This window comes from Saccharomonospora amisosensis, from assembly GCF_011761185.1.
GTDB lineage: Bacteria > Actinomycetota > Actinomycetes > Mycobacteriales > Pseudonocardiaceae > Saccharomonospora_A > Saccharomonospora_A amisosensis.
In genome coordinates this window covers 2,555,340-2,577,337 of record NZ_JAAOYM010000001.1, presented here as the reverse complement: position 1 = coordinate 2,577,337, position 21,998 = coordinate 2,555,340, and the positions used below count along the sequence as shown (strand labels likewise).

Here is a 21,998-nt window from a genome sequence, read left to right as displayed (position 1 = left end):
CGTTGATGACACTGACCAGACGAGCAGAGCGGAGCCAACTCCAGTGACGATGCCGCTGTACGCCTCACCCGAGCAGTTGATGCGTGAGCGTTCCGAGCTCGCCCGTAAGGGCATCGCCCGTGGACGAAGCGTCGTCGTGCTCAAGTACCGGGGCGGCGTGTTGTTCGTCGCGGAGAACCCGTCGCCGACGCTGCACAAGGTCTCGGAGATCTACGACCGGATCGGGTTCGCCGCGGTGGGCCGCTACAGCGAGTTCGAGAGCCTGCGCAGGGGCGGTATCCGGCACGTGGACCTGCAGGGTTACCAGTACGACCGGCGTGATGTGAACGCCAGGGCGCTGGCCAACGTGTACGCCCAGACGCTGAGCACGATCTTCACCGAGCAACTCAAGCCGTTCGAGGTGGAGATCTGTGTCGCGCAGGTGGGGGCGACCTCGGACGAGGACGAGCTGTACCGGCTGACCTACGACGGCTCGATCGTGATGGACGAGCCGAAGTTCGTGGTGATGGGCGGTCAGGCTGACACGATCAACTCCAGGCTGAAGGACGCGTTCTCCGACGGCATGGAACTGGCCGACGCGCTGCGGGTCGCGGTGGAAGCGTTGCGGGCCCCTGCCACGCCGGGTGCGACCGGTAACGGCGAGGGCGAGCCGGGCAAGCTCGAGGTCGCCGTGCTGGACAGGGAGCGGCCAGGCCGCAAGTTCCGGCGTATCACCGGCGCCGCGCTGGACGCGTTGATGCCGGGCCCGGCGGAGCCCGCCAAGGGCGAGGACGGTAACGGGCAGCGGCCCGCCGAGGACCAGGGCGGTAACGGCAACGGGCAGGCTTCCGGCGAGTCCGGCCCGTCGCAGGCCTGAGTCACCTGTCCGGCAGCCGGTAGATCGTCAACGCGCTCGGTCGGGAGTGGAACCGAAACCTGCGGCCCAGTGGTCCGACCTCGCCGTCGGTGGCGAGCCTGCGGTTTCCGTCGAGCAGTTCGACATCGAGCGAGGGCAGGTCGACCTGGCGGTAGACATGGCTGGTGGTGAGCGTGTTCGTCAACACGGCCAGCACGAACCGCGCCCGCGAGTACGGCAGGTCGGCGCGCAGGAACCGCACGTCGAGCAGGCCGGTGTCGAGCGCGGGCCTGCGTGAGGGACCGAAGCCCCTCGGCGCGTAGGTGCCGTTGCCGACGAAGATCATCCAGAGGGTCATGGGTTTGCCTTCGAGCTGAACCCGCAGCGGCCTGGCGCGGCGCAGGGTGCGGATCAGCGCGATGACGGCGGCGGGCCACTTGGGGTGGCGCTGCTGGATCTTCTCCCGCAGGCGCACCATTTCCGGGTAGCCGCCGAGGCTGGCGGTGTTGACGAACCAGCGGCGGCTGGTGGCGCCCGCGCCGGAGACCTCGACCTCGCCGAGGTCGATGCCCACGGCGGAGCCAGCTTCGGTCGCCGCGTCGGCGTCTCGCATGGCGCGTACGCCGACGTCGCGGGCGAAGTGGTTGAGGGTTCCCGCGGGAATCAGCGCGAGCGGTAGGTCGTAGTCGGCGGCGACCGAGGCGACGGCGGCGACGGTCCCGTCGCCGCCCGCGACTCCGAGCGCGCGCACCCGGCCGTCGGCGCGCCGGATCTCGGTTTCGAGCTGGGTGCGGATGTCGGAGCCGGGGTCGGGGTAGAGCAGGGTGGCCTTGGGCCAGGCGTAGCGGACCTGGTCGGTGGGGTCGTTGGCGGCGTCACCGGAACCGGGATTGACCACGGCGAGCATGTCCTCGCCGTCGCGCATCACGGGGGCGTGGGCCCGGTGTGCGGTGCGGGCGGGGGTGTCCGGGTGCAGCGGCCACCAGTGCCGGGTGGCGAGCGCGGCGGCGACGCCGATGAGCATTCCTGCCCCGATGTCGCTGGGCCAGTGCACGCCGGTGTGCATGCGGGAGTAGGACACCGCAGCGCCGGCGGGGGCCAGCGCGAGGCCCAGTGACGGTGCCTCCATGGCCACCGAGGTCACGAACGCGGCGGCCGAGGCGGCGTGCCCGGAGGGAAACGATGACGAGGTCGGTCGCTTGACCAGCCTGCGAGGTTCGGGGACCAGTTCGGCGGCCGGTCTGCGGCGGGGGAACAGTGGCTTTGCGATGAGGTTGGCGGCGACGCTGGCACCCGCCACGGCTGCGAGGCCGCGCAGGGCGCCGCGCCGTGGGGCGCCCTTGCGGGTGGCGAGCGCGGCGGCGACGGTCCACCACAGGCGTCCCTTGTTCGCGGAGCGGCTGAGGGTGCGCAGCAGCGCGTCGGCGGGGGATGCGGGCAGGGATGCGCTGCGCGCGACGAGGGCGCGGTCGCGCGCGCCTACCTGGCGTAAGGTTCTCGGCAGCGAGTTGGGCAGCGAGTTGGGCACTGGGTCCGGCACGGTGGTCCACGGTAGCCGTTGGGTACTGACACCGTTTCGACGCCGGATTCGTTGGTCGTGGTGGGCCGGTTAGCGCATACCCTTGAAGGATGCAGCGGCGGATCTTTGGGATCGAAACCGAGTTCGGGGTTACCTGCACCTTCCATGGGCAGCGCAGGTTGTCTCCCGACGAAGTGGCGCGCTACCTGTTTCGGCGAGTGGTGTCGTGGGGTCGGTCCTCGAACGTTTTTCTGTCCAACGGTTCCCGGCTCTACCTGGATGTCGGCTCGCACCCCGAGTACGCCACCGCCGAGTGTGACGACCTGACGCAGCTTGTCACGCACGACAAGGCAGGGGAGCGGATCCTGGAGGATCTGCTCGTCGATGCCGAGCGAAGGCTCGCCGACGAGGGCATCGGCGGCGACATCTTCCTGTTCAAGAACAACACCGACTCGGCAGGCAACTCCTACGGCTGCCACGAGAACTACCTGGTAACCCGTGCGGGTGAGTTTTCGCGGATCGCCGACGTGCTGTTGCCGTTCCTGGTCACGCGTCAGCTCATCTCCGGTGCGGGCAAGGTGCTGCAAACACCCCGTGGTGCGGTGTACTGCCTTTCGCAGCGCGCCGAGCACATCTGGGAAGGCGTGTCCAGTGCCACTACTCGGTCCCGGCCGATCATCAACACCCGCGACGAGCCGCATGCCGACGCTGAGCGTTATCGCAGGCTGCACGTCATCGTGGGCGACTCGAACATGGCGGAGCCGACAACGCTGCTGAAGGTCGGTTCGGCCAACCTGGTGCTGGAGATGATCGAGCAGGGGGTGCAGTTCCGCGACTTCACCCTCGACAACCCGATCCGCGCGATCCGCGAGATCAGCCATGACCTCACCGGAAGGCGCCAGGTGCGGCTGGCGGGTGGCAGGGAGGCCTCGGCGCTGGAGATCCAGCGCGAGTACCACGCCCGCGCGGTGCGGCATGTGGAGACCAACGGTTCGGGCCCGACCGCCGAGCGGGTGGTGGAGCTGTGGGGCCGCGCGCTGGACGCGGTTGAACAGCAGGACTTCTCCAAGATCGACACCGAGATCGACTGGGCGATCAAGCATCGTCTTGTCGAGCGCTACCGCAGCAAGAACAACCTCGACCTTTCCGACCCGAGGGTCGCGCAGCTGGACCTGGCCTACCACGACATTCGCAGGGGTAGGGGCGTGTTCGACCTGCTGCAGCGCAAGGGCATGGTCAAGCGGGTGACCGACGACGGTGAGATCGAGCTGGCCAAGGACACCCCGCCGCAGACCACACGCGCGAAGCTGCGGGGCGACTTCATCGCCGCCGCGCAGCAGGCCGGTCGCGACTTCACGGTGGACTGGGTGCATCTGAAGCTCAACGACCAGGCCCAGCGCACCGTGCTGTGCAAGGACCCGTTCCGGTCGGTCGACGAGCGTGTGGAGCGCCTGATCAACTCGCTGTGACAGGCACGGCGCGGGTGCCTGCGGCCCGGCGACCCGCGCCACGGTGGCCTACCTGCGAGGAAACGGCGCGGCCCGGGAGCTAAGGTTGGCAGGGTGTCCACCGCGCGTGCTGAGCGCCTGGTCAACCTGGTACTCGCTCTGTTGTCCACTCGGCAGTATCTGACCGCCGAGCGGATTCGCGGCATTGTGCCCGGGTACTCCGACGCCGCGACCGACGAGGCGTTCTCCCGGATGTTCGAGCGGGACAAGACCGAACTGCGTGAACTCGGTATCCCGCTGGAGACCGGGCGCAACTCCGCCTTCGACCCGGTGGAGGGCTACCGCATCGCTCGCCGCGACTACGAGCTCGGTGAGATCGAGCTGGCGCCGGACGAGGCCGCCGCCGTCGCGCTGGCGGTGCGGCTGTGGGATTCGCCCGAACTGACAGGGCAGGCGCAGGGTGCACTGGTCAAGCTGCGTGCCGCGGGTGTCGAGGTGGACGAGAACGCGCCGCCGATCGTCGAGCAGCGGGTGCACACCGAGCCCGCGTTCGCTCCGCTGCTCTCGGCGGTGCAGCAGGGACAGGTGGTGCGCTTCGACTACCGGCGGTCGGGATCACCGGAGCGCCGCCCACGCACGCTGGAACCGTGGGGTGTGGTGTCCTGGCGGGCGCGCTGGTACGTCGTGGGCTACGACCGCGACCGCGACGCTCCGCGCTGCTTCCGGCTGTCGCGGATCACCGGTCAGGTCCGCACGTTGGGGGCTCCTTCGACGGTGCGCAGGCCACCCGATGTGGATCTGCTGGAGTTCGTGGCGGGCTCGGGTGAGCGTGACCACGACCGTTCGCCGGTGGCCAAGGCGCGGCTGTGGCTGGCCGACGGGCGTGCGGCGGGTGTGCGCAGGCGCGCCACTGTGCTCGACCGGATGGCTGTGGACGACACCGACGGCGACATTGTCGAGATCGACCTGTACTACCCGGAAGGCGCGGCCGACTGGATCGCCGGATACGGGCCGGATGTGCTCGTGCTGGAACCGGACGTGCTGGCCAAGGCGGTCACCGACCGGTTGGAGCGGGTGGCGCAGGGGGTGTCGGCATGAGCGGTTCGGCCGAGCGGCTGCCGCGACTGCTGGCTCTGGTGCCCTACCTGCTGGCCAGGCCAGGTATCCGGATCGCGGAGGCCGCGCAGGACTTCGATGTCAGCGCCAAGCAGCTACGCAAGGATCTGGAGCTGCTGTGGATGTGTGGGTTGCCGGGCTACGGTCCCGGCGACCTCATCGACCTGTCCTTCGATGGCGATACCGTCTCGGTCACCTTCGACGCGGGCATGCGCAGGCCGCTGCGGCTGACCGGCGGCGAGGCCAGCGCGTTGGTGATCGCGCTGAAGGCGCTGGCCGAGACTCCTGGTGTGGTCGACACCGAGGCGGTGCACAGGGCGATCGCGAAGATCGAAGCGGCCGCCGGTGACGCGCAGCCGTCCGGCGTTGTGGTCGGCCACGGGGTCCGGGAAGCCCGGCACACCGCCCGCACCCGCGAGAAGATGCGCGAGGCGCTGCAGGCAGGCCGGGCGCTGCGGATGCGGTACTACACCGCATCCAAGGACGAGATCACCGAACGCACCGTGGACCCGATGCGACTGCTGATCGTGCAGGGGGTCGGCTACCTGGAGGCGTGGTGTCGCCGCGCGAACGCGGTACGGCTGTTCCGGCTCGACCGGGTCGACGAGTTGGTGGTCCTGCCCGAACCCGCCGCGCCGCCGCGCGGTGCCGAGCCGACCGACCTCACCAAGGGCGTGTTCTCGCCCCGACCGGACTATCCAGAAGCCGAGCTGGTGCTGGCACCGGACGCGCGGTGGGTCGCGGAGTACTACCCGTGCGAGGAACTGGCCGAGCTCGAGGGCGGGAGGCTGCGGGTGCGGATGCGCTACGGCGACGAGTCGTGGCTGGTGCGGCTGGTGTTGCGGCTCGGAGGGCAGCTGACGGTGGAGAAGCCGCCGACTCTGGCGCAAGCCGTACGCAAGCGAGCCGCCGACGCGCTGGCGCGAGCACGTCATCTTCCCGTCACTTTGAACCAGTAGGCTTCCTACCGTGTTCTACGAGCTGAGCATCGTGCTCGTCGTCATCGGGATCGCAGTACTCGGAATTCTGGGAACGCGTGTAGCCAGACTCTTGCGCGGGTATGGCGACACGGCCAGCATGGTGTCTACGAGTACGCGCGATCACCTCGGGCTGCTGCGCGCACGGTGGGCTGCACTCCGGGTCGCCGTGGGGGGTCGGCGCCGCCGAACGCATTGATCCGCGACCGCGAGTAAGTACGATCGACCCTGAACGAGTGAGGAGGCCACCGATGAATGCTTTGCAGCCGTGGCACTTGATCATCCTGGTCCTTGTTGTGGTGTTGCTGTTCGGTGCCAAGCGGCTGCCGGACGCCGCGCGGTCGATCGGCAAGTCGATGAAGATCTTCAAGGCCGAGACCAAGGACATGCGTGGCGAGTCCGGTGAGGCGGCCACGCAGACCAACCAGGCAACCGAGCCGGAGACCAGGCAGCTGCCCCAGTCCGCACAGGTGAACACCGACACCCAGGTGGAGCAGCTACAGCGGCAGTTGGACGAGCTCAAGAAGCAGCAGGCCACTTCCAGCTTCGACCAGACCCAGAAGTAGCGCCCGCCTGAGCCGACCCTTCGACCGCGAACAAGAAACGGAAGCTGCCCGTGGCGGATTCCCCCGACAAGCGCGAACGGCGCGGGAGCAAGCGGCGCGCGCGCAGCCGTCGGCACAACCCCGACGGCACCATGACGCTGATCGAGCACATCTACGAGTTCCGCCGCAGGCTGGGCTTCGCGTTGCTCGCGCTCGTGGCGGGTGGAATCGTCGGCTTCCTGTGGTTCAGCAACCGGGTCGGTCCCATCCCGTCGCTCGGTGACCTCGTCACCGGCCCGTACTGCGCTATCCCGCCCGAGCAGCGGTTCCCCAAGGAACCGCCGTGCAGGCTGCTGCAGACGGTGCCGTTCGAGGCGTTCATGATCCAGCTTAAGGTCGGCCTGACGGCGGGTGCCGTGCTATTCGCCCCGGCGTGGCTGTACCAGTTGTGGGCGTTCATCGCGCCGGGGCTGTACTCCAAGGAACGCAAGTACGCCCTCACCTTCGTCGGCTTCGCCAGCGTGCTGTTCGCCTTCGGTGTCGTGCTCGCCTACCTCATGGTCCCGCACGCGCTGGAGCTGCTGACCAACTTCGGTGGCGGTGCGTTCGACACCTGGTTCACCGGCGACAAGTACGTCTCGTTCGTGGTCTCGCTGCTGCTGATCTTCGGCGTGAGCTTCGAGTTGCCACTGCTGGTGGTGATGCTCAACCGGGTAGGCGTGGTGCGCTACGAGCAGCTCAAGAAGTGGCGTCGCGGGATCATCTTCATCCTGTTCGTCTTCGCGGCGTTCGTGACGCCAGCCGACCCGTTCTCCATGATCGCGCTCGCGGGTGCGCTGACACTGTTGTTCGAGTTCGCGCTGCAGCTCACCAGGCTGCACGACCGCAAGCGCGACCGGCACCGGGCCGAGGAGGGCTGGGATCAGCTCGCCGACGACGAGGCGGCGCCGTTCGACTACACCCCCACGTCCGTTGACGACGAGCCCCGCGCCAAGCAGTCCGGCAACGCCGGTACAGACGACGTGACGTAGCCGCCGATGGGACTTCGAGTGGCGCTGGCCGTGCATCCCGACTCAGGCAAGGGTGCGGCGGCAAGGGTGGCCGGAACCGTGGCGGCACGGCTGCGTGGCGCCACCGACCGGCTGGATCTGCTGGCGGCCAACACGGTGGAGGAGTCGCACGCCCTGATGCGTGAGGCACACGGCGCAGGGCTGGACGCGCTGGTGGTGCTCGGTGGGGACGGCGCGGCCCATCAGGCCGTGCAGTTCTGCGCTGGCACCGACATCGCGCTCGGCGTGATTCCCTCCGGCACCGGTAACGATCTGGCCCGAGCGCTGGGTATGCCGACCAATCCGCTCGCCGCTGTCGATGCCGTGGCGGCGGCGCTGCTGGCGGGCCGTACCCGCAAGATGGATCTCGGCAGGCTCGGCGACACCTGGTTCAGCACCGTGCTGTGCGCCGGGTTCGACGCGTCGGTCAACGCGCGCGCGAACCGGATGCGTTGGCCCAGCGGGCCGCGCCGCTACGACCTCGCCGTCGTCGCCGAACTGGCCTCGTTTCGGACGCGAAGGTTGACCGTCACCACCGACACCGACCGGCTCGACCTGGAGGCCACGCTCGTGGCGGTAGGCAACACCGGGTGGTACGGCGGCGGTATCCCGATCTGCCCCTCCGCACGAGCCGACGACGGACTGTTCGATCTGACCGTCGTGGGGCGGGCCAGCCGCGGCCAGCTCATCCGGATGCTGCCCACCCTGCGCACGGGCAAGCACCTGAACCACCCCGCCGTGCGCACCCTGCGCGCCAGGCAGGTCACGCTGTCGGGCAACGACTGGCCCGCCTACGCCGATGGCGAGCCGCTCGGCACACTGCCGGTAACCGTGACCTGCGTTCCCGAGGCGCTCACCGTCCTCGGCTGAGGTCATGACTCGGGGCGCCAGCCCAGTCGCTGCCGCGTCGCCTTGGGCAGCCGCGCCACCACGAGGTCGTAGGAGTCCTCGATCATGTCCAGCACCAGTTGGTGGGGCACCGAGCCGTCCAGCTCGACGGTGTTCCAGTGGCGTTTGTTCAGGTGGTAGCCGGCGGTGACGGCAGGGTAGGTCGCCCGCAGCCGCAGCGCCAGGTCCGGTTCGCATTTCAGGCTCACCCGCAGCGGCGCGGCGTCGAGTGCGCTGAGCGCGAACATCTTGCCCTCGACCTTGAACACGCTGGTGGCTTCGTTGAACGGGAACTCCTCCCGCACGCCGGTCAGGGCGAGGCAGGCTGCGCGCAGGTCCCGTGGAGTCATCCGGCCAGCCTAGTGCGCGGCACCGACACGTGGCGGCGCTCGCGCACCCGCCGCATGCACGGCCTGCCACGAGTATGGAACCCTGGCGCCGTGGGCTCATCCACTTCACAGACCCCCGCAGGCGCCTATGCGGCCGCGCGGCGGCGAGGCTCCTACCCCGAGCTGACCCGGTTCTCCGGCGAGTTGGCCTTCGAGTTCGACGACTTCCAGCTACGCGGCTGCGAGGCATTGGAGGACGGCCACGGGGTGCTGGTGTGCGCACCGACCGGTGCGGGCAAGACGGTCGTCGGCGAGTTCGCCGTCCACCTGGCGCTGGCCGAGGGTCGCAAGTGCTTCTACACCACGCCCATCAAGGCGCTGTCGAACCAGAAGTACACCGACCTCACCGCGCGGTACGGCCCGGAACTTGTCGGGCTGCTCACCGGCGACACGGCCATCAACGGCAACGCCCAGATCGTGGTGATGACCACCGAGGTCCTGCGCAACATGCTGTACGCGGGCTCGACGACGCTGCGCGATCTCGGCTACGTGGTGATGGACGAGATCCACTACCTGGCCGACCGCTTCCGCGGCGCGGTGTGGGAGGAGGTCATCCTGCACCTGCCCGAGTACGTCCGCCTCGTGGGCCTTTCGGCGACGGTGAGCAACGCCGAGGAGTTCGGTGAGTGGCTCATGGCGGTGCGCGGTGACACCACTGTGGTGGTCGACGAGCATCGGCCCGTGCCGCTGTGGCAGCACATGATGGTTGGAGGGCGGCTGCTCGACCTGTTCGCGGGTGAGCACAGGGACACCGGCGAACCCAAGATCAACCCCAACCTGCTGCGGAAGGTCGAGGACGCCGCGCGAATGCACGCCCCCGCCGCGCTGCGCGGACCTCGCGGCGCACGCAGGGGCCAGCCGCCACGACTGCCGCGCTACCGCCCGCCCTCACGCATCGAGGTTATCGACCGGCTCGACCGGGCCGGGCTACTGCCGGCGATCGTGTTCATCTTCTCCCGTGCCGGCTGTGACGCCGCCGTGGCGCAGTGCGTGCGTTCCGGGCTGCGGCTGAACACGCCCGAGGAGACCGAGCAGGTGCGTCGCATCGTCGCTGAGCGCACCCCCGACCTGCCTGAGACCGACCTGGCGGTGCTGGGCTACTGGGAATGGCGGGAAGGCCTGGAACAGGGCATCGCCGCCCACCACGCCGGCCTGCTTCCGGCGTTCAAGGAAACCGTCGAGGACCTGTTCGTGCAGGGCCTGGTGAAGGCCGTCTTCGCCACCGAGACGCTGGCACTGGGCATCAACATGCCCGCCCGCACCGTGGTGCTCGAACGGCTGGTGAAGTACAACGGCGAGGCCCACGTCGACCTGACCCCTGGCGAGTACACCCAGCTCACCGGCCGAGCCGGACGGCGAGGCATCGACGTCGAGGGCCACGCCGTCGTGCTGTGGCAGCCGGGAGTGGACCCCCGCCAGGTGGCGGGCCTGGCCTCCACCCGCACCTACCCGTTGCGCTCGTCGTTTCGGCCCGGCTACAACATGGCCATCAACCTGGTCGGCCAGTTCGGTGCCGCGCAGGCCAGGGAACTGCTCGAGCAGTCCTTCGCCCAGTTCCAGGCCGACCGGTCGGTGGTCGGCCTGTCCCGCCGCATCGAGCGCAACAAGGAGGCGCTCGCAGGCTACGCCGAGGCGGTCACCGGGGAGTTCGACGAGTTACTGTCCTACCTGGAACTGCGCAGGAAGATCTCCGAGCGGGAGAAGCTGCTGTCCAGGCAGAACTCGGCGACTCGGCGGGCGGAGACCGCGCAGTCGCTGGAGAAGCTGCGCAAGGGCGACGTGATCTCGGTTCCCGCTGGCCGCAGGGCCGGGCTGGCCGTGGTGGTCGACCCCGGTCTGGACCCCATCCGGGAGCCGAGGCCGGTCGTTGTCACCGAGGACCGCTGGTCGGGAGCGCTGTCGGTGACCGACTTCCCCGCACCCGTGGAACCGCTGGGGCGGCTACGCCTGCCCAAGTACGTGGAACTGCGATCGCCGAAGACGCGCCGCGACATCGCCTCCTCGCTGCGGGAGACCGGCATCAGCAGGCCGAAGCGACAGCGGCGGCACAGCGACGTCAACTCCGACGCCGAGTTGGTGTCGCTGCGCCGTGAGCTGCGCGCGCACCCCGCACACGGCCTTGCCGAGCGCGAAGCCAACCTGCGCTGGGTGGAGCGCTACCAGCGGCTGTCGGTGGAGAACACGCAACTGGAACGCAAGGTGGCGGCCACGACACACTCGCTGGCACGCGCGTTCGACCGGATCAGGTCGCTGCTGACCGAGCGCGGCTACCTGGGCGAAGGCGGAAACGAGGTCACCGAGCACGGGCGGCTGCTGTCCAGGCTGTACAGCGAGTCGGACCTGCTCGCGGCCGAGTGCATCCGGCACCGGGTGTGGAACGGGCTCACCCCGCCCGAACTCGCGGCCGTGGTGTCCGCGCTGGTGTACGAGGCGCGCAAGGACTCGGCGGCCGAACCGAAGCTGCCCTCCGGTGCGGTGCCGGGCGCGTGGCAGCAGACGGTGAAGCTGTGGGCCGATCTCGTGGAGGACGAACGCAGGCACCGGCTGGACCGCACCAGGGAGCCGGACGCGGGGTTCGCGTGGCCGGTGTATCGCTGGGCGCGGGGTGAGTCGCTTGAGCGCGTGCTGACCGCGGCGGACGCCAACGGTCAGGAGTTGTCCGCGGGCGACTTCGTCCGCTGGTCGAGGCAGGTGATCGACCTTCTCGACCAGATAAGGGACGTGCTCGGCAAGGAGCATCCGGTGGGAGGCACGGCCGCCAAGGCGGTGCGGTCGCTGCGCCGCGGTGTGGTGGCCGCGGGCGTGGTCTGACCCGGTCGGGCCGCCTCGTGCCCTTTGCGTGTGTTGCGCGTGCCGGTGTGGTTGGATCGCGCACGACACCGTTGCGGGCACAGTCGGCACAGTCGGCGCTGTCGGCACACGGGATGCGCGCAAACATGTCGGTGGAGTGGCGGAGGCACACGATGAGCACGCCGTACGGAGGCAACGACCCTCAACAGTGGGGCCAGCAACCGCCTTCGGGGTCCCCGTCGGGGGGCTTTCCCAACCAGGGTGGCTACGGCCAACCCGGCCAACCCGGCCAACCCGGCCAACCCGGCCAACCCGGCCAGCCGGGTCAGCTGGGAGACCCGGGTCAGCAGGCGCAGCAGCCTCCGTATGGTCAGCAACCGGGTTACGGGCAGCAGCCCCAGCCCGGCTATGGGCAGCAGCCCTACGGCCAGCCGGGGCAGTACGGCGTGCAGCCGCAGTTCGGGCAGCAGCCCCAGCCCGGCTATGGGCAGCAGCCCTACGGTCAACCGGGGTACGGCCAGCCGGGCCAGTTCGGGCAGTTCGGGCAGCAGCCCTATGGCCAGCCCGGCTACGGGGCACCACCGCCGGGGCAGGGGCAGTCCAAGGGCAAGGGGCTGTGGATCGGCATCGCCGCGCTGGGTGTCGTGGTCGCCGCGGCGGCGGTCGTGTTGTTCCTGTGGCCAGGCGTGCTCGTCACCAAGGTGTTCGACAACCAGCAGATGCAGCAGGACATCCAGCGGGTGCTCACCGAAAGCTACGCCGTCGAGGGAGTGCAGGGCGTGAGCTGCCCAGCTGACCAGGAGGTCAAGGCCGGCACGGAGTTCCAGTGCCAGGTGACGATCAACGGGCAGCAGCAGTCGGTGACGATCAAGGTCAAGAGCGACGACGGGCACTACGAGGTCGGCCAGATCCAGCAGAAGCAGTAAATCCGGTGGCGCGGCGCGGGCGAATGCGCACAGGATCGGCAGCATGACGGATCTTGTGACACGTGCGTTGCGGCCGCAGGAACTGCGCACGGCCAGCGGGCTGTTTCGGGCCGCGCTGCATGCCAAGCCGCTCTCCGACGAGGAATGGCCTGTTGCCGAGCAGGCGTACCAGCCAGGGCGCAACCTCGGTGTGTTCGACTCCGGCACCGGTGAGCTGCTGGGCACCGCCCGCAGTACCGACGCGGACCTGACCGTTCCCGGCGGCGCCACCGTGCCGCTCGCGGCGGTCACCGGTGTGGGTGTGCGTGCCGACCGCACCCGGCGTGGCGTGCTCACCGAGCTGATGCGCGCGCAGCTCGACGACTTCTCACGCAGGGCGGTGCCCGCGGCGAGCCTGTACGCAACGGAAGGTGTGATCTACGGCCGGTTCGGCTACGGCGTTGCCACCCTCAGCCGTTCGTTGACGGTGAACAGCAGGCTGGCCCGGCTGCGGCCCGAGGTGCCCGCTGGCGGTGAATGCGAACTGCTCGACCTCGACACCGCACCGGAACGACTGCCCGGGATCTACGCCGACATGGCCCGCCTGCCAGGCATGATGACGCGCAGCTCCTACTGGTGGCGGTCGATGTGGATCGCGCTGCGCAAGACCGACGAGCCCGTGGTCACGGTGCTCCATCACGGGCCGCACGGTGCCGACGGGTTCGCGCTGTACCGGGTGGTGGGCAAGCAGTCCGGGTTCGTGGGAACCATGCGGTTGTTGGATCTGCAGGCGGGCAGCGCGGAGGCTTTCGCCGGGCTGTGGCGGTTCCTGCTCGGAGTCGACCTCGTCGACGAGATCAGGGCCGACGGCAGGCCGCTGGGGGAACCGGTGGAGTTGCTGTTCACCGACCCCCGAGCCTGCGAGGTGACCGCCACGGCAGACGAGACGTGGTTGCGGCTGATCGACGTGCCCACCGCGCTGGCGGCACGCAGTTGGGAGGGGGAACCGCTGGTGGTGGAGGTGAACGATCCGATGCTGGCCAGCAACACCGGTAGCTTCCTGGTAGGTCCGGACGGGGTCGAGCGCACCGACTCGGCACCGCGGCTGCGGCTCGGCGTCGACGCGCTGGCGATGATCTACCTCGGAGGCTGGCGACCGTCGGCGTTGGCCCGGGTCGGGCGCGTGCGGCTGGCGGGGGAGGGTGTCGCCGAGCAGGCGGATCGGCTGTTCGGTACGCGCGCCACGCCGTGGTGCGGTACCTTCTTCTGACTCGAAGTCACGATCAACTTCTCGGGGTGTCCGGCGTTGCGGGTACGCACTGTGCTGTTGGCGATGTTGTCGGGTGGCTGCCTGCTGCTCGCCGCCTGCGACAGCGGCGGTGGCAAAGGTGCCACACCGTCGCTGACCCTGGCGGAGACCACAAGCAGCTCGACGGCGGCGATGGAGTCGATGGTGTCGCCACCGCCGGACGACACCAACGGCACCGCCTCGGCACCGCTGACCCCGCTTCCCAGGGTGTTCGACCCCGAAGTGATGCGGGATTCGGTGCTGCGCATCCTCACCGACAGCTACGGCATCGAAGGGGTGGAAAGCGTTACCTGCCCGCCCGAGCAGCCGGTGGAGGTCGGGTTGACGTTCGACTGCACCGCGGTCGTCGACGGCGACACCCAGCGGGTGCCCATCACCGTGAAGAACGAGGACGGCGAGTACGAGGTCGGCTACCCCGGTTGAGCCTGCTCACCCTGCCTGGTCGTCAGGGTGGCGGTGACACTGCTGACGGCGGTGAGCAGCCGTTCCGCCGAACCGCCGAGGTTCCAGCGCCGGGCCAGCTCGGCGACCCGGTCGGGATCGGCAGGAGAGTCCGGCACCCGGTCCTGCCGCGAGAACACCACGGGCGCGTCGCGGGCGACCCGGACCACCACCGGTGCCGCCGCCAGGTAGTCGGCCGCCGCCAGCAGCTTGGCCCTGGTCTTCGCGGGCAGGTCGGGACTTTCCGCCTCGGCCGCCGCCAGCAGCGCCTCCAGTGAGCCGAACCGGGTGATCAGTGTCGCCGCGGTCTTCTCACCGACGCCGGGCACGCCCGGTAGCCCGTCGGAAGGATCGCCCCGCAACATGGACATGTCGGCGTAGGCGGGCCCCGCGTTGTCCACCGGCACCCCGTAGCGCTCGGCGACCTCCGCCGGCCCCAGCACCTGCGCCTTGGCCCAGCCCCTGCCGACGTAGATCACCGACACCGGCACCGGTTCGGTGCGCACGAGCTGGAACAGATCACGGTCTCCGGTGATCACTTCAACCGGGTCCCTGTCCTCACGGGTGGCCAGCGTCCCGATCACGTCGTCGGCCTCGAACCCCTGGGCCTGCGCCGTGGCCAATCCCACCGCCTCCAGCAACTCCAGGATGATCGGTACCTGCGGGCCGAGGGTGTCCGGCGCCTCCTCGACATCCACCTGGCCGGCACCGCCCTGCTCGGCAACCCGGTGGGCCTTGTAGCTGGGCAACGCCTCGACCCGAAAATCCGGCCGCCAGTCGGCATCCAGACACGCCACCAGCCTGCCGGGCCGGCGATCGGTGAGGATTCGCGCGACCGTGTCCGCGAAGCCGCGCACGGCGTTGACCGGGGTGCCGTCCGGTGCCGTCAGCGACTCCGGCACCGCGAAGAACGCGCGGAAGTACAGGCTCGCGGCGTCGAGCAGGGCAAGCGGAGCTGTCACGCGCACAGCCTGCCACACGGTTTCCGGCCGCGCCGACGGGATGATCGCCGGCCCGCAGCCCCGTGGGAGACGCCGCGGTCAAGCGATACCTCCTGGGACGCTGTCAGGGGCAGACTGAGGCGATGAGGAGCGAACTGCCTGGCACCTCTTACCTGGCGCTTCCCCAAGAGGAAGGACCTTGTCCGGGGGTCGTGGTCATCCATGAGGCGGCTGGCCTCAACGACAACATCCGCGACATCTGCCGGCGTTTCGCCGCTGAGGGGTACGCCGCGCTCGGGGTCGACCTGTTCGGCAACCGCAACCGTGTCGTATGCATGGCCCGAATGTTCGTGGGAGCGATGGCCGGGAATCTCGAGCACTACGGTGTTCCGGCACTGAAGACCGCGCTCGGTCAGCTTGCCGACCATTCCGCGGTCGACGGTGACCGGATCGGCGCCATCGGATTCTGTCTGGGCGGCTCGATTGTCCTGACCTGGGGGTGCGCTGACGACCGGTTGAGCGCGGTCGCGCCGTTCTACGGTGCCGCGCCCAGGCCGCGTGAGGCAATCCGCCGGCTGTGCCCGGTCGTGGGCTCATGGGCGGAAAGGGACCTCACCACCAAAGCCGCACGGATCTTGGACACCGAACTGGCAGCGGTTGGCACCGCCCACGACCTGAAGGTCTATCCGGGCGCCAAGCATTCCTTCTTCAACGACCAATGGCGCAACTACCACCCCGCCGCGGCGGCCGACTCCTGGCAGCGAGTGCTGCGCTTCTTCGCCGAACACGTCAAGGGCGGCTCGCCGGAACCTGACTGAGCCAAGCGAGCCGAACCGCGGGTCCCGGCTGTTCCTGCGCGCCCCACACCCCTACTGCGCCTATGCTGGACAGCGTCGAGCAGGGGAGGCCAGCAGTGGGTACCGCAGCCATCGTGGGGCTCGTGGTGGCGGCCGTCGTGGTGTTGCTGCTCGTGATCTGGGCGATCTCGAGCTACAACGGCCTCGTCCGCCGCCGCAACGCCTACCAGAACGCGTTCGCGCAGATCGACGTGCAGCTCACCCGGCGGCACGACCTGATCCCGAATCTGGTCGAGACCGCGAAGGGCTACCTGCGGCACGAGCGGCAGACGCTGGAGTCGGTCGTCGCGGCCAGGGGCGGCGCGGTCGCCGCCCAGCAGGAAGCCAGGGGCAAGCCCGGTGATCCCGCCGCGATGCAGCAGTTGTCCGGCGCGGAGACGGCGTTGAGCCAGACACTGGGCAGGTTGTTCGCGCTGGCCGAGTCCTATCCCGACCTCAAGGCCAACCAGAACATGATGCAACTGTCGGAAGAGCTGACCTCCACGGAGAACCGGGTCGCTTTCGCCCGGCAGGCGTTCAACGACTCGGTGATGGCCTACAACAACAAGCGCGAGACGTTCCCGACGAACCTGCTCGCGGGCATGTTCGGGTTCGGTCCGGCCGCGCTGCTCGTCATCGACGAACCAGAGCAGCGCGAGGCGCCGCGCATCTCGTTCTGACGCCGCGGGTGGCCATGAACTTCTTCGAACGTCAGCAGTCGGTACGTAAGGTGTCGGTGCGGCTGGTGTGGCTCTTCACGCTGGCTGTGGTCGGCATTGTCGCCGTGGTCGACCTCGCGGCTTACCTGGCGTTCGGACTCGCCGAGGCGCCCACCGACACGGTCGTGACCACGCTGGCCGTGGTCAGCGGCGTGACCGCGGCGCTGATCGGGCTCACCTCGTGGATCAGGACGGTGATGCTGCGCCACGGCGGTGGCGCGCGGGTCGCCCGCAGCCTCGGCGGCGTGGCCGTGCCAGAGGACACCACTGACCCGAACCTGCGCAGGCTGCGCAACGTGGTGGAGGAGATCGCCATCGCCTCCGGCGCACCCGTTCCCGACCTGTACGTGTTGCCACACGAACCCGGCATCAACGCCTTCGCCGCGGGCTGGTCGCCCGCCAACGCCGCCGTCGCGGTGACCGGCGGCGCGCTGGAACGGCTCAACCGGGCCGAGCTGCAAGGGGTGATCGCCCACGAGTTCAGCCACGTCGTCAACGGTGACATGCGGCTCAACATCCGGTTGATGGGTGTGCTCGCCGGGATCGTGGGGCTGGCCGTGGTGGGCCGCATCCTGCTGGCAGGCGGACGCGGCGGCGGGCGCAGGGACAGCGGCGCGGGCGCGCTGGTGATCGTCGCGTTGGCGGCGCTGGCCGCGGGCTATATCGGGGTGGTCGCGGGCAGGCTCATCAAGGCGGCGGTGTCACGGCAGCGGGAGTACCTGGCGGACGCCTCCGCCGTGCAGTACACGCGGCAGACCGAGGGCCTCGCCGGCGCGTTGAAGAAGATCGGCGGGTTGCCCACCGGGTCGCAGCTACGCAGCGGCAAGACCGAGGACGTCAGCCACATGCTGTTCGGCGAGGGCCGCAAGTTCGTGTCGCTGTTCGCGACCCACCCGCCGCTGGTCGAGCGCATCCGGGTGCTCGACCCCACGTTCGACCCCGACGAGCTGCGGCGGCTGCGCGACCAGTGGTCGGCCCACCCGCCGTCGGGGCTGCGTGAGGACGCCGCGCTGGGGCTCACTCCCGCAGCGACACCACCGCCGCCACCGCCCAGGCAGGCGGCCACGTTCCCTGCCCACCCCGACCGGGTCGTCGCCAACGTCGGCAACCCCGCCGCCAGCTCCTACCCGCATGCGGGGGCATTGCTGGCGCGCATCCCCGAAGACCTGCTCGACCGGGCTCACCGCACCGATGCCGTGGTACCGCTGACCTACGGTCTGCTGTTGTCGGCCGATGAGCAGGTTCGGCACCGCCAGTACCAGACGCTGGCCGCGCGATTCGGGCAGCCGCTGGCCGACGCCGCCTGGCGCGAGGCCGGCTCGCTCGCGGGGCTCGATCCCGAGCTGCGGCTGCCGCTGACGGAGTTGGCGCTTCCCGCGCTGCGGCACCGCCCGGCGCAAGAGATCGAGACCGTGTTGCAGGGCATCACCGCGCTGGCGGCCGCCGATGGCAGGAGCAGCCTGTTCGAGTACTCGCTGTCGACGTTGCTGCACCGGGAGCTGTACGAGGCGGCGCATCGCACACCGCCGTGGGGTCGGCGACACACCTCACCGCGCCGCGCCCATGGTGCGATCGCCACCCTGCTGTCCGTCCTGGCCGACGTGGGCAACTCCGAACCGGACGCGGCCGAGGCCGCCTACCGCGCCGGGCTCACCCGGATGCTGCCCGCCGCCGACCTGCCGTACCGGCCGCCCACCGAGGGACACCTCGCGCTGGACGCGGCCTGGCCAACGCTGGACGGGTTGCCCGCACGCGCCAAGGAGCGGCTTGTCGAGGCGATCGTCGCCGTGATCGGCCACGACGGGACACTCACGATCGAGGAGTCGGAGTTGCTGCGCACCGTGTGCGCGATGCTGCACTGCCCGCTGCCGCCGCTGGCGGGTGCACGGCCTGCCGGGGCGGCCCCCGACGCGGCGCCGGACTAGGCTTTGCACCCATGTCGCGCCGATCGTTGCACACGCCAGCCCCTGATGCCGCCACCCTCCGCGCGCGGCTGGACCGCGCCCGCGGCGCGGCTGCCGACGCCAGGACCGACGCGCTGCTCGTCGCACCGGGATCGGATCTGCGCTATCTCATCGGACAGGCGGGCGGCTCGTTCGAGCGGTTGACCGCGCTGGTGGTTCCGTCAGCGGAGTCCGAATCCACAACCCCCGCGCTGGTGCTGCCGAAGCTGGAGGCACCCGGCTACGCCGACGTGCCCACCGACGACCTCGGCGTCGAACTGGTTACCTGGGTGGACGGCGAGGACCCCTACCGGATGGTGGCCGACCGGCTCGCGGGCTCGCGCAGGGTGGCGGTCAGCGACACCATGGTCGCGCTGCACGTGCTGGGCCTGCGCGACGCACTGGGTGCGGCCGAACAGGTACTGGCGGGCCCCGTGCTGCGCCAGCTGCGGATGCGCAAGGACGCGGCCGAGATCGCGGCACTGCGCACGGCCGCCGAAGCCATCGACCGCGTGCACGCCCGGATGGGCGAGTGGCTGCGACCGGGCCGCACCGAAGCCGAGGTCGGCGCCGACATCGCCGAGGCCATCGTGGCCGAGGGCCACGCCAGCGCCGAGTTCGTGATCGTCGGGTCCGGGCCCAACGGCGCCAGCCCGCACCACGACGTGTCCGATCGCGTGATACAGCGAGGCGACGTCGTCGTGGTGGACATCGGCGGCCCCATCCCCGAGGGCTACAACTCCGACTGCACCCGCACCTACGCGGTGGGCCAACCCAGCGAACCCGACGTGGCCGACAGCTACGCGGTGCTGCTGCGAGCGCAGCGGGAGGCCGTGGCGGCCGTGGCGCCCGGCGTGACGGCACAGGATGTCGACGCCACGGCGCGCGACATCATCGCCGGGGCGGGCCTGGGGGAGTACTTCATCCACCGCACCGGCCACGGGATCGGGCTGGACGTGCACGAGGAGCCCTACCTGGTGGGCGGCAACGACCTGCCGTTGGAACCGGGGATGGCGTTCAGCGTTGAGCCGGGCGTCTACCGGGCGGGCCGGTGGGGCGCGCGCATCGAGGACATCGTGGTGGTGACCTCCGACGGCGCCGAGCCGTTGAACAACCGGCCGCACGAACTCACCGTGCTGGATGCCTGACGGTGGGGGCACTGGAACCGCTGGACCAGGCGATCGTCAGGGAGCTGGCCGCCGACGGCCGGTGCAGCTTCACCGACCTGGCCGAGCGGGTAGGGCTGTCGGTGTCGGCGGTGCACCAGCGGGTGCGCAGGCTCGAGCAACGCGGGGTGATCAAGGGCTACACCGCCAAGCTCGATGGTGAGCAGATCGGGCTGCCGCTGACCGCGCTGATCTCGCTGACGCCCAATGACCCGGCCGCGCCCGACGACTACCCGCAGCGCCTGGAGCACATCAGCGAGATCGAGTCGTGCTATTCGGTGGCGGGCGACGAGTCCTACGTGCTGCTGGTGCGGGTTGCCTCACCACTGGCGCTGGAGGATCTGCTGCGGCGCATCCGGGAAGCGGCCAAGGTCTCGACCCGCACCACCGTGGTGCTGTCCACACCGTTCGAAGGCCGCTCACCGACACTGTGAGGACGGCACGGTGAGCGGTACGATGATTGGTATGGCAACACGCAAGGTGACCCTGTCGCTGGACGCGAGCGCGCTGGAGTTCGCCGAGCGGGCAGCCAAGGCCGACGGGGTGTCGGTCTCGTCGTGGCTGTCGAAGGCCGCGCGCCGGGAAGCGGTGCGCACCGGCTACCGGCCCACGACCGAGGACGCCCACGGCAAGGCGCACGGCGATGAGGTGGAGCTGGCCGCCGCGCTGGAGGAGCTGCGTGCGCAGGGGTGAGGTCTGGACCTACCACCCGCCAACACAACAGGCTCACGCCCGCCAGCTGCTGCTGCTGTCGTCGGACGGCATCAACGACTCGCAGCGGCCGTGGCTGCTGGGCACCGAGTTGCTCGACTACGACCCGCAGGACATCCTCGGCGTGGCCGTCGACGGCCGCTACTGGGTGTCCACGTTGAACCTCACCCGGGTCTATCGGCCATGGCTGGACCGGTGCGTCGCCGAGATCGGCGCCGACGTGCAGGAGCAGATCGACAGCGCGCTGCGCGCTGCGCTGGACCTGTGAGACCGCCGCGAGGCGGTCGTCGGTCAGCTGTTGCCCCGCGCGGCCGGTGACGGCGCGGCGTGCAGGTTGCCGTCCTGCCCCTCCAGGCAGGCGGCGGCGGGATCGTTGGTGGCCAGGAACTCGCTGACGCAGCGGGCGAACTGCTCATGGCCCTTGGCGTTGGGGTGGAACGACTCCTGCAGCGCGTGCGAGGCGCGCTCCACGACCTTGAGGTCGTCCCACTGCACCGTGAAGCGGGTGAACCACTCGTTGTCGGCACGGTCGCCGCCGCTGCACGCCTCATGTCCCTCCCCGGCGCGGGAAAGGTCGAGGAACCGGGCACCGGCCTGGCCTGCAGCCCGCCGCAGGCCCGCCGACAGCGACACCGCCCCGGTCTGCTCAACCCACTTCAGGTCGTCCACCCGGAACGGGCAGCCGTTGAGGTTACGCAGGGTTTCGGGGATGTCCGCGCCGATCGGCGAGGCGTAGGACTGCAACAGCAGTTCGTAGTCCTCGCGGTCGTAACCGGCCTGCCGCAGCACCGTCCGGATGTCGCGCAACGCGGCCGTCACCTTCGGCACCATCGCGTCGACGCGGGACTGCCAGTCCGCCTTGATGCGCTCACTGCACGGGGAACCGGTCTCCATGAACCACGCGGTGAAGCATTCCGAGATCAGCCGGGAGAAGTGCGGCTCGTCGTTGGCGCCGATGGCGACGACAACGGCCACCACACGGTGGGTCTTCACCAGTTCGCGAAGCTGGGCAGCCTGCGACGGCTCCGTGTACTGCTTGACGTCGCCGAGTGCGACGTGTCCTGACGGTGCGCCCGAGCACGCCAGGTTGACCGACTCGACGGCGCCGCCGTAGCGCACCTTGTGCACCAGCGCGTTAGTCGAGCGGTGGCACCAGTTGCCGCCTCGACCGCTGGTCCGCGGGGTGTAGTCGCCTGCGCCCTCGCCTGAGATCGTGCTGTCACCCATGGAAACCACGGTCAGCGGCCCGGTGCCCGGCGGGCCGGGCCGATCGGTGGGGCCCTGATCGCCGACATCGACAAGTACGAGGACCGCGACCAGCACGACGACACCGGCGAGCGCAAGGCCCGCCAGCCACCAGCGAGAGCGCGACATCGGGGACGAGTGTACGCAAAACCGGTGATCGCTTGGGCCGCCCCGCCGTGACCGGACCATCGTGGTCGGTGGAGGTGAAGGTGTCACCACCGAGTGC

General features: G+C 69.8%; 23 protein-coding genes. 19 read left to right on the top strand and 4 right to left on the bottom strand.

Annotated elements, in window-relative coordinates:
* Positions 1 to 43: 43 nt before the first annotated feature.
* The gene (gene prcA, locus FHU38_RS12605) at positions 44 to 856 is read left to right on the top strand and encodes a proteasome subunit alpha (protein ID WP_167170594.1); all 813 of its coding nucleotides are present in this window, start codon (positions 44 to 46) and stop codon (positions 854 to 856) included.
* Between the two features lies 1 nt (position 857).
* Here the strand turns inward: prcA and FHU38_RS12600 are convergent, their stop codons facing one another.
* A complete protein-coding gene (locus FHU38_RS12600; protein WP_313886755.1) occupies positions 858 to 2,375 on the bottom strand; it encodes a bifunctional phosphatase PAP2/diacylglycerol kinase family protein in 1,518 nt (505 codons plus the stop codon).
* Positions 2,376 to 2,464: 89 nt separating this feature from the next.
* Here FHU38_RS12600 and pafA point away from each other — a divergent pair, with 89 nt between their 5' ends.
* The 7 genes from pafA (at position 2,465) to FHU38_RS12565 (ending at position 8,359) form a co-directional block, all read left to right on the top strand.
* A complete protein-coding gene (pafA, locus tag FHU38_RS12595) occupies positions 2,465 to 3,823 on the top strand; it encodes a Pup--protein ligase (protein WP_009154462.1) in 1,359 nt (452 codons plus the stop codon).
* Positions 3,824 to 3,916: 93 nt separating this feature from the next.
* Entirely contained in the window at positions 3,917 to 4,900 is a 984-nt protein-coding gene (locus FHU38_RS12590) for a helix-turn-helix transcriptional regulator (protein WP_167170591.1), read from the top strand.
* Positions 4,897 to 5,877, top strand: a complete 981-nt coding sequence (locus FHU38_RS12585) for a helix-turn-helix transcriptional regulator (RefSeq protein ID WP_167170588.1) — start codon at positions 4,897 to 4,899, stop codon at positions 5,875 to 5,877. The genes FHU38_RS12590 and FHU38_RS12585 overlap by 4 nt, the downstream gene beginning before the upstream one ends.
* Before the next feature lie 10 nt (positions 5,878 to 5,887).
* Positions 5,888 to 6,094 carry a bacteriophage holin gene (locus tag FHU38_RS12580; protein ID WP_167170585.1) on the top strand — a complete coding sequence of 69 codons (207 nt, stop codon included), beginning with the start codon at positions 5,888 to 5,890 and terminating at the stop codon, positions 6,092 to 6,094.
* Positions 6,095 to 6,146: 52 nt separating this feature from the next.
* A complete protein-coding gene (gene tatA, locus FHU38_RS12575; RefSeq protein ID WP_167170582.1) occupies positions 6,147 to 6,461 on the top strand; it encodes a Sec-independent protein translocase subunit TatA in 315 nt (104 codons plus the stop codon).
* A gap of 50 nt (positions 6,462 to 6,511) precedes the next feature.
* Positions 6,512 to 7,471, top strand: coding sequence for a twin-arginine translocase subunit TatC (gene tatC, locus FHU38_RS12570; protein WP_167170579.1), 960 nt, complete (start codon positions 6,512 to 6,514; stop codon positions 7,469 to 7,471).
* A gap of 6 nt (positions 7,472 to 7,477) precedes the next feature.
* On the top strand, positions 7,478 to 8,359 hold the full coding sequence (locus FHU38_RS12565) for a diacylglycerol/lipid kinase family protein (protein WP_167170576.1): 882 nt from the start codon (positions 7,478 to 7,480) through the stop codon (positions 8,357 to 8,359).
* Positions 8,360 to 8,361: 2 nt separating this feature from the next.
* Here the strand turns inward: FHU38_RS12565 and FHU38_RS12560 are convergent, their stop codons facing one another.
* Positions 8,362 to 8,727, bottom strand: a complete 366-nt coding sequence (locus tag FHU38_RS12560) for an MmcQ/YjbR family DNA-binding protein (RefSeq protein WP_167170572.1) — start codon at positions 8,725 to 8,727, stop codon at positions 8,362 to 8,364.
* A 90-nt stretch (positions 8,728 to 8,817) separates the two neighbouring features.
* Between FHU38_RS12560 and FHU38_RS12555 the strand changes: the two genes are divergently transcribed.
* The 4 genes from FHU38_RS12555 (at position 8,818) to FHU38_RS12540 (ending at position 14,193) form a co-directional block, all read left to right on the top strand.
* Positions 8,818 to 11,577: a DEAD/DEAH box helicase gene (locus FHU38_RS12555; RefSeq protein WP_167170569.1), complete on the top strand. Its 2,760-nt coding sequence runs from the start codon at positions 8,818 to 8,820 to the stop codon at positions 11,575 to 11,577.
* 152 nt (positions 11,578 to 11,729) lie between these two features.
* Complete coding sequence (locus FHU38_RS12550) at positions 11,730 to 12,482, top strand: DUF4333 domain-containing protein (protein ID WP_167170567.1); 753 nt, start codon at positions 11,730 to 11,732, stop codon at positions 12,480 to 12,482.
* 43 nt (positions 12,483 to 12,525) lie between these two features.
* A complete protein-coding gene (locus tag FHU38_RS12545; protein WP_167170563.1) occupies positions 12,526 to 13,731 on the top strand; it encodes a GNAT family N-acetyltransferase in 1,206 nt (401 codons plus the stop codon).
* 36 nt (positions 13,732 to 13,767) lie between these two features.
* Positions 13,768 to 14,193, top strand: coding sequence for a DUF4333 domain-containing protein (locus FHU38_RS12540; RefSeq protein WP_167170560.1), 426 nt, complete (start codon positions 13,768 to 13,770; stop codon positions 14,191 to 14,193).
* Here FHU38_RS12540 and FHU38_RS12535 read toward each other — a convergent pair.
* Complete coding sequence (locus FHU38_RS12535; RefSeq protein WP_167170557.1) at positions 14,181 to 15,173, bottom strand: 5'-3' exonuclease; 993 nt, start codon at positions 15,171 to 15,173, stop codon at positions 14,181 to 14,183. The two genes, FHU38_RS12540 and FHU38_RS12535, sit on opposite strands and share 13 nt — an antisense overlap.
* A gap of 122 nt (positions 15,174 to 15,295) precedes the next feature.
* On the opposite strand from FHU38_RS12535, the gene FHU38_RS12530 reads away from it, so the two are divergent.
* The 7 genes from FHU38_RS12530 (at position 15,296) to FHU38_RS12500 (ending at position 20,795) form a co-directional block, all read left to right on the top strand.
* Positions 15,296 to 15,970: a dienelactone hydrolase family protein gene (locus FHU38_RS12530; RefSeq protein ID WP_167170554.1), complete on the top strand. Its 675-nt coding sequence runs from the start codon at positions 15,296 to 15,298 to the stop codon at positions 15,968 to 15,970.
* 95 nt (positions 15,971 to 16,065) lie between these two features.
* Entirely contained in the window at positions 16,066 to 16,668 is a 603-nt protein-coding gene (locus FHU38_RS12525) for a LemA family protein (protein ID WP_313886754.1), read from the top strand.
* Between the two features lie 14 nt (positions 16,669 to 16,682).
* Positions 16,683 to 18,632, top strand: coding sequence for a M48 family metallopeptidase (locus tag FHU38_RS12520; RefSeq protein ID WP_167170551.1), 1,950 nt, complete (start codon positions 16,683 to 16,685; stop codon positions 18,630 to 18,632).
* A gap of 11 nt (positions 18,633 to 18,643) precedes the next feature.
* On the top strand, positions 18,644 to 19,798 hold the full coding sequence (locus FHU38_RS12515) for a M24 family metallopeptidase (RefSeq protein WP_167170548.1): 1,155 nt from the start codon (positions 18,644 to 18,646) through the stop codon (positions 19,796 to 19,798).
* On the top strand, positions 19,795 to 20,250 hold the full coding sequence (locus FHU38_RS12510) for an Lrp/AsnC family transcriptional regulator (RefSeq protein WP_167176006.1): 456 nt from the start codon (positions 19,795 to 19,797) through the stop codon (positions 20,248 to 20,250). The genes FHU38_RS12515 and FHU38_RS12510 overlap by 4 nt, the downstream gene beginning before the upstream one ends.
* A gap of 31 nt (positions 20,251 to 20,281) precedes the next feature.
* Positions 20,282 to 20,509: a hypothetical protein gene (locus FHU38_RS12505; protein WP_167170545.1), complete on the top strand. Its 228-nt coding sequence runs from the start codon at positions 20,282 to 20,284 to the stop codon at positions 20,507 to 20,509.
* Positions 20,496 to 20,795, top strand: a complete 300-nt coding sequence (locus FHU38_RS12500; RefSeq protein ID WP_167170542.1) for a hypothetical protein — start codon at positions 20,496 to 20,498, stop codon at positions 20,793 to 20,795. Before FHU38_RS12505 ends, FHU38_RS12500 begins: the two co-directional genes overlap by 14 nt.
* 23 nt (positions 20,796 to 20,818) lie before the next feature.
* Here FHU38_RS12500 and FHU38_RS12495 read toward each other — a convergent pair whose 3' ends face one another.
* Positions 20,819 to 21,901, bottom strand: coding sequence for a GDSL-type esterase/lipase family protein (locus FHU38_RS12495; RefSeq protein ID WP_167170539.1), 1,083 nt, complete (start codon positions 21,899 to 21,901; stop codon positions 20,819 to 20,821).
* Positions 21,902 to 21,998 lie beyond the last annotated feature (97 nt).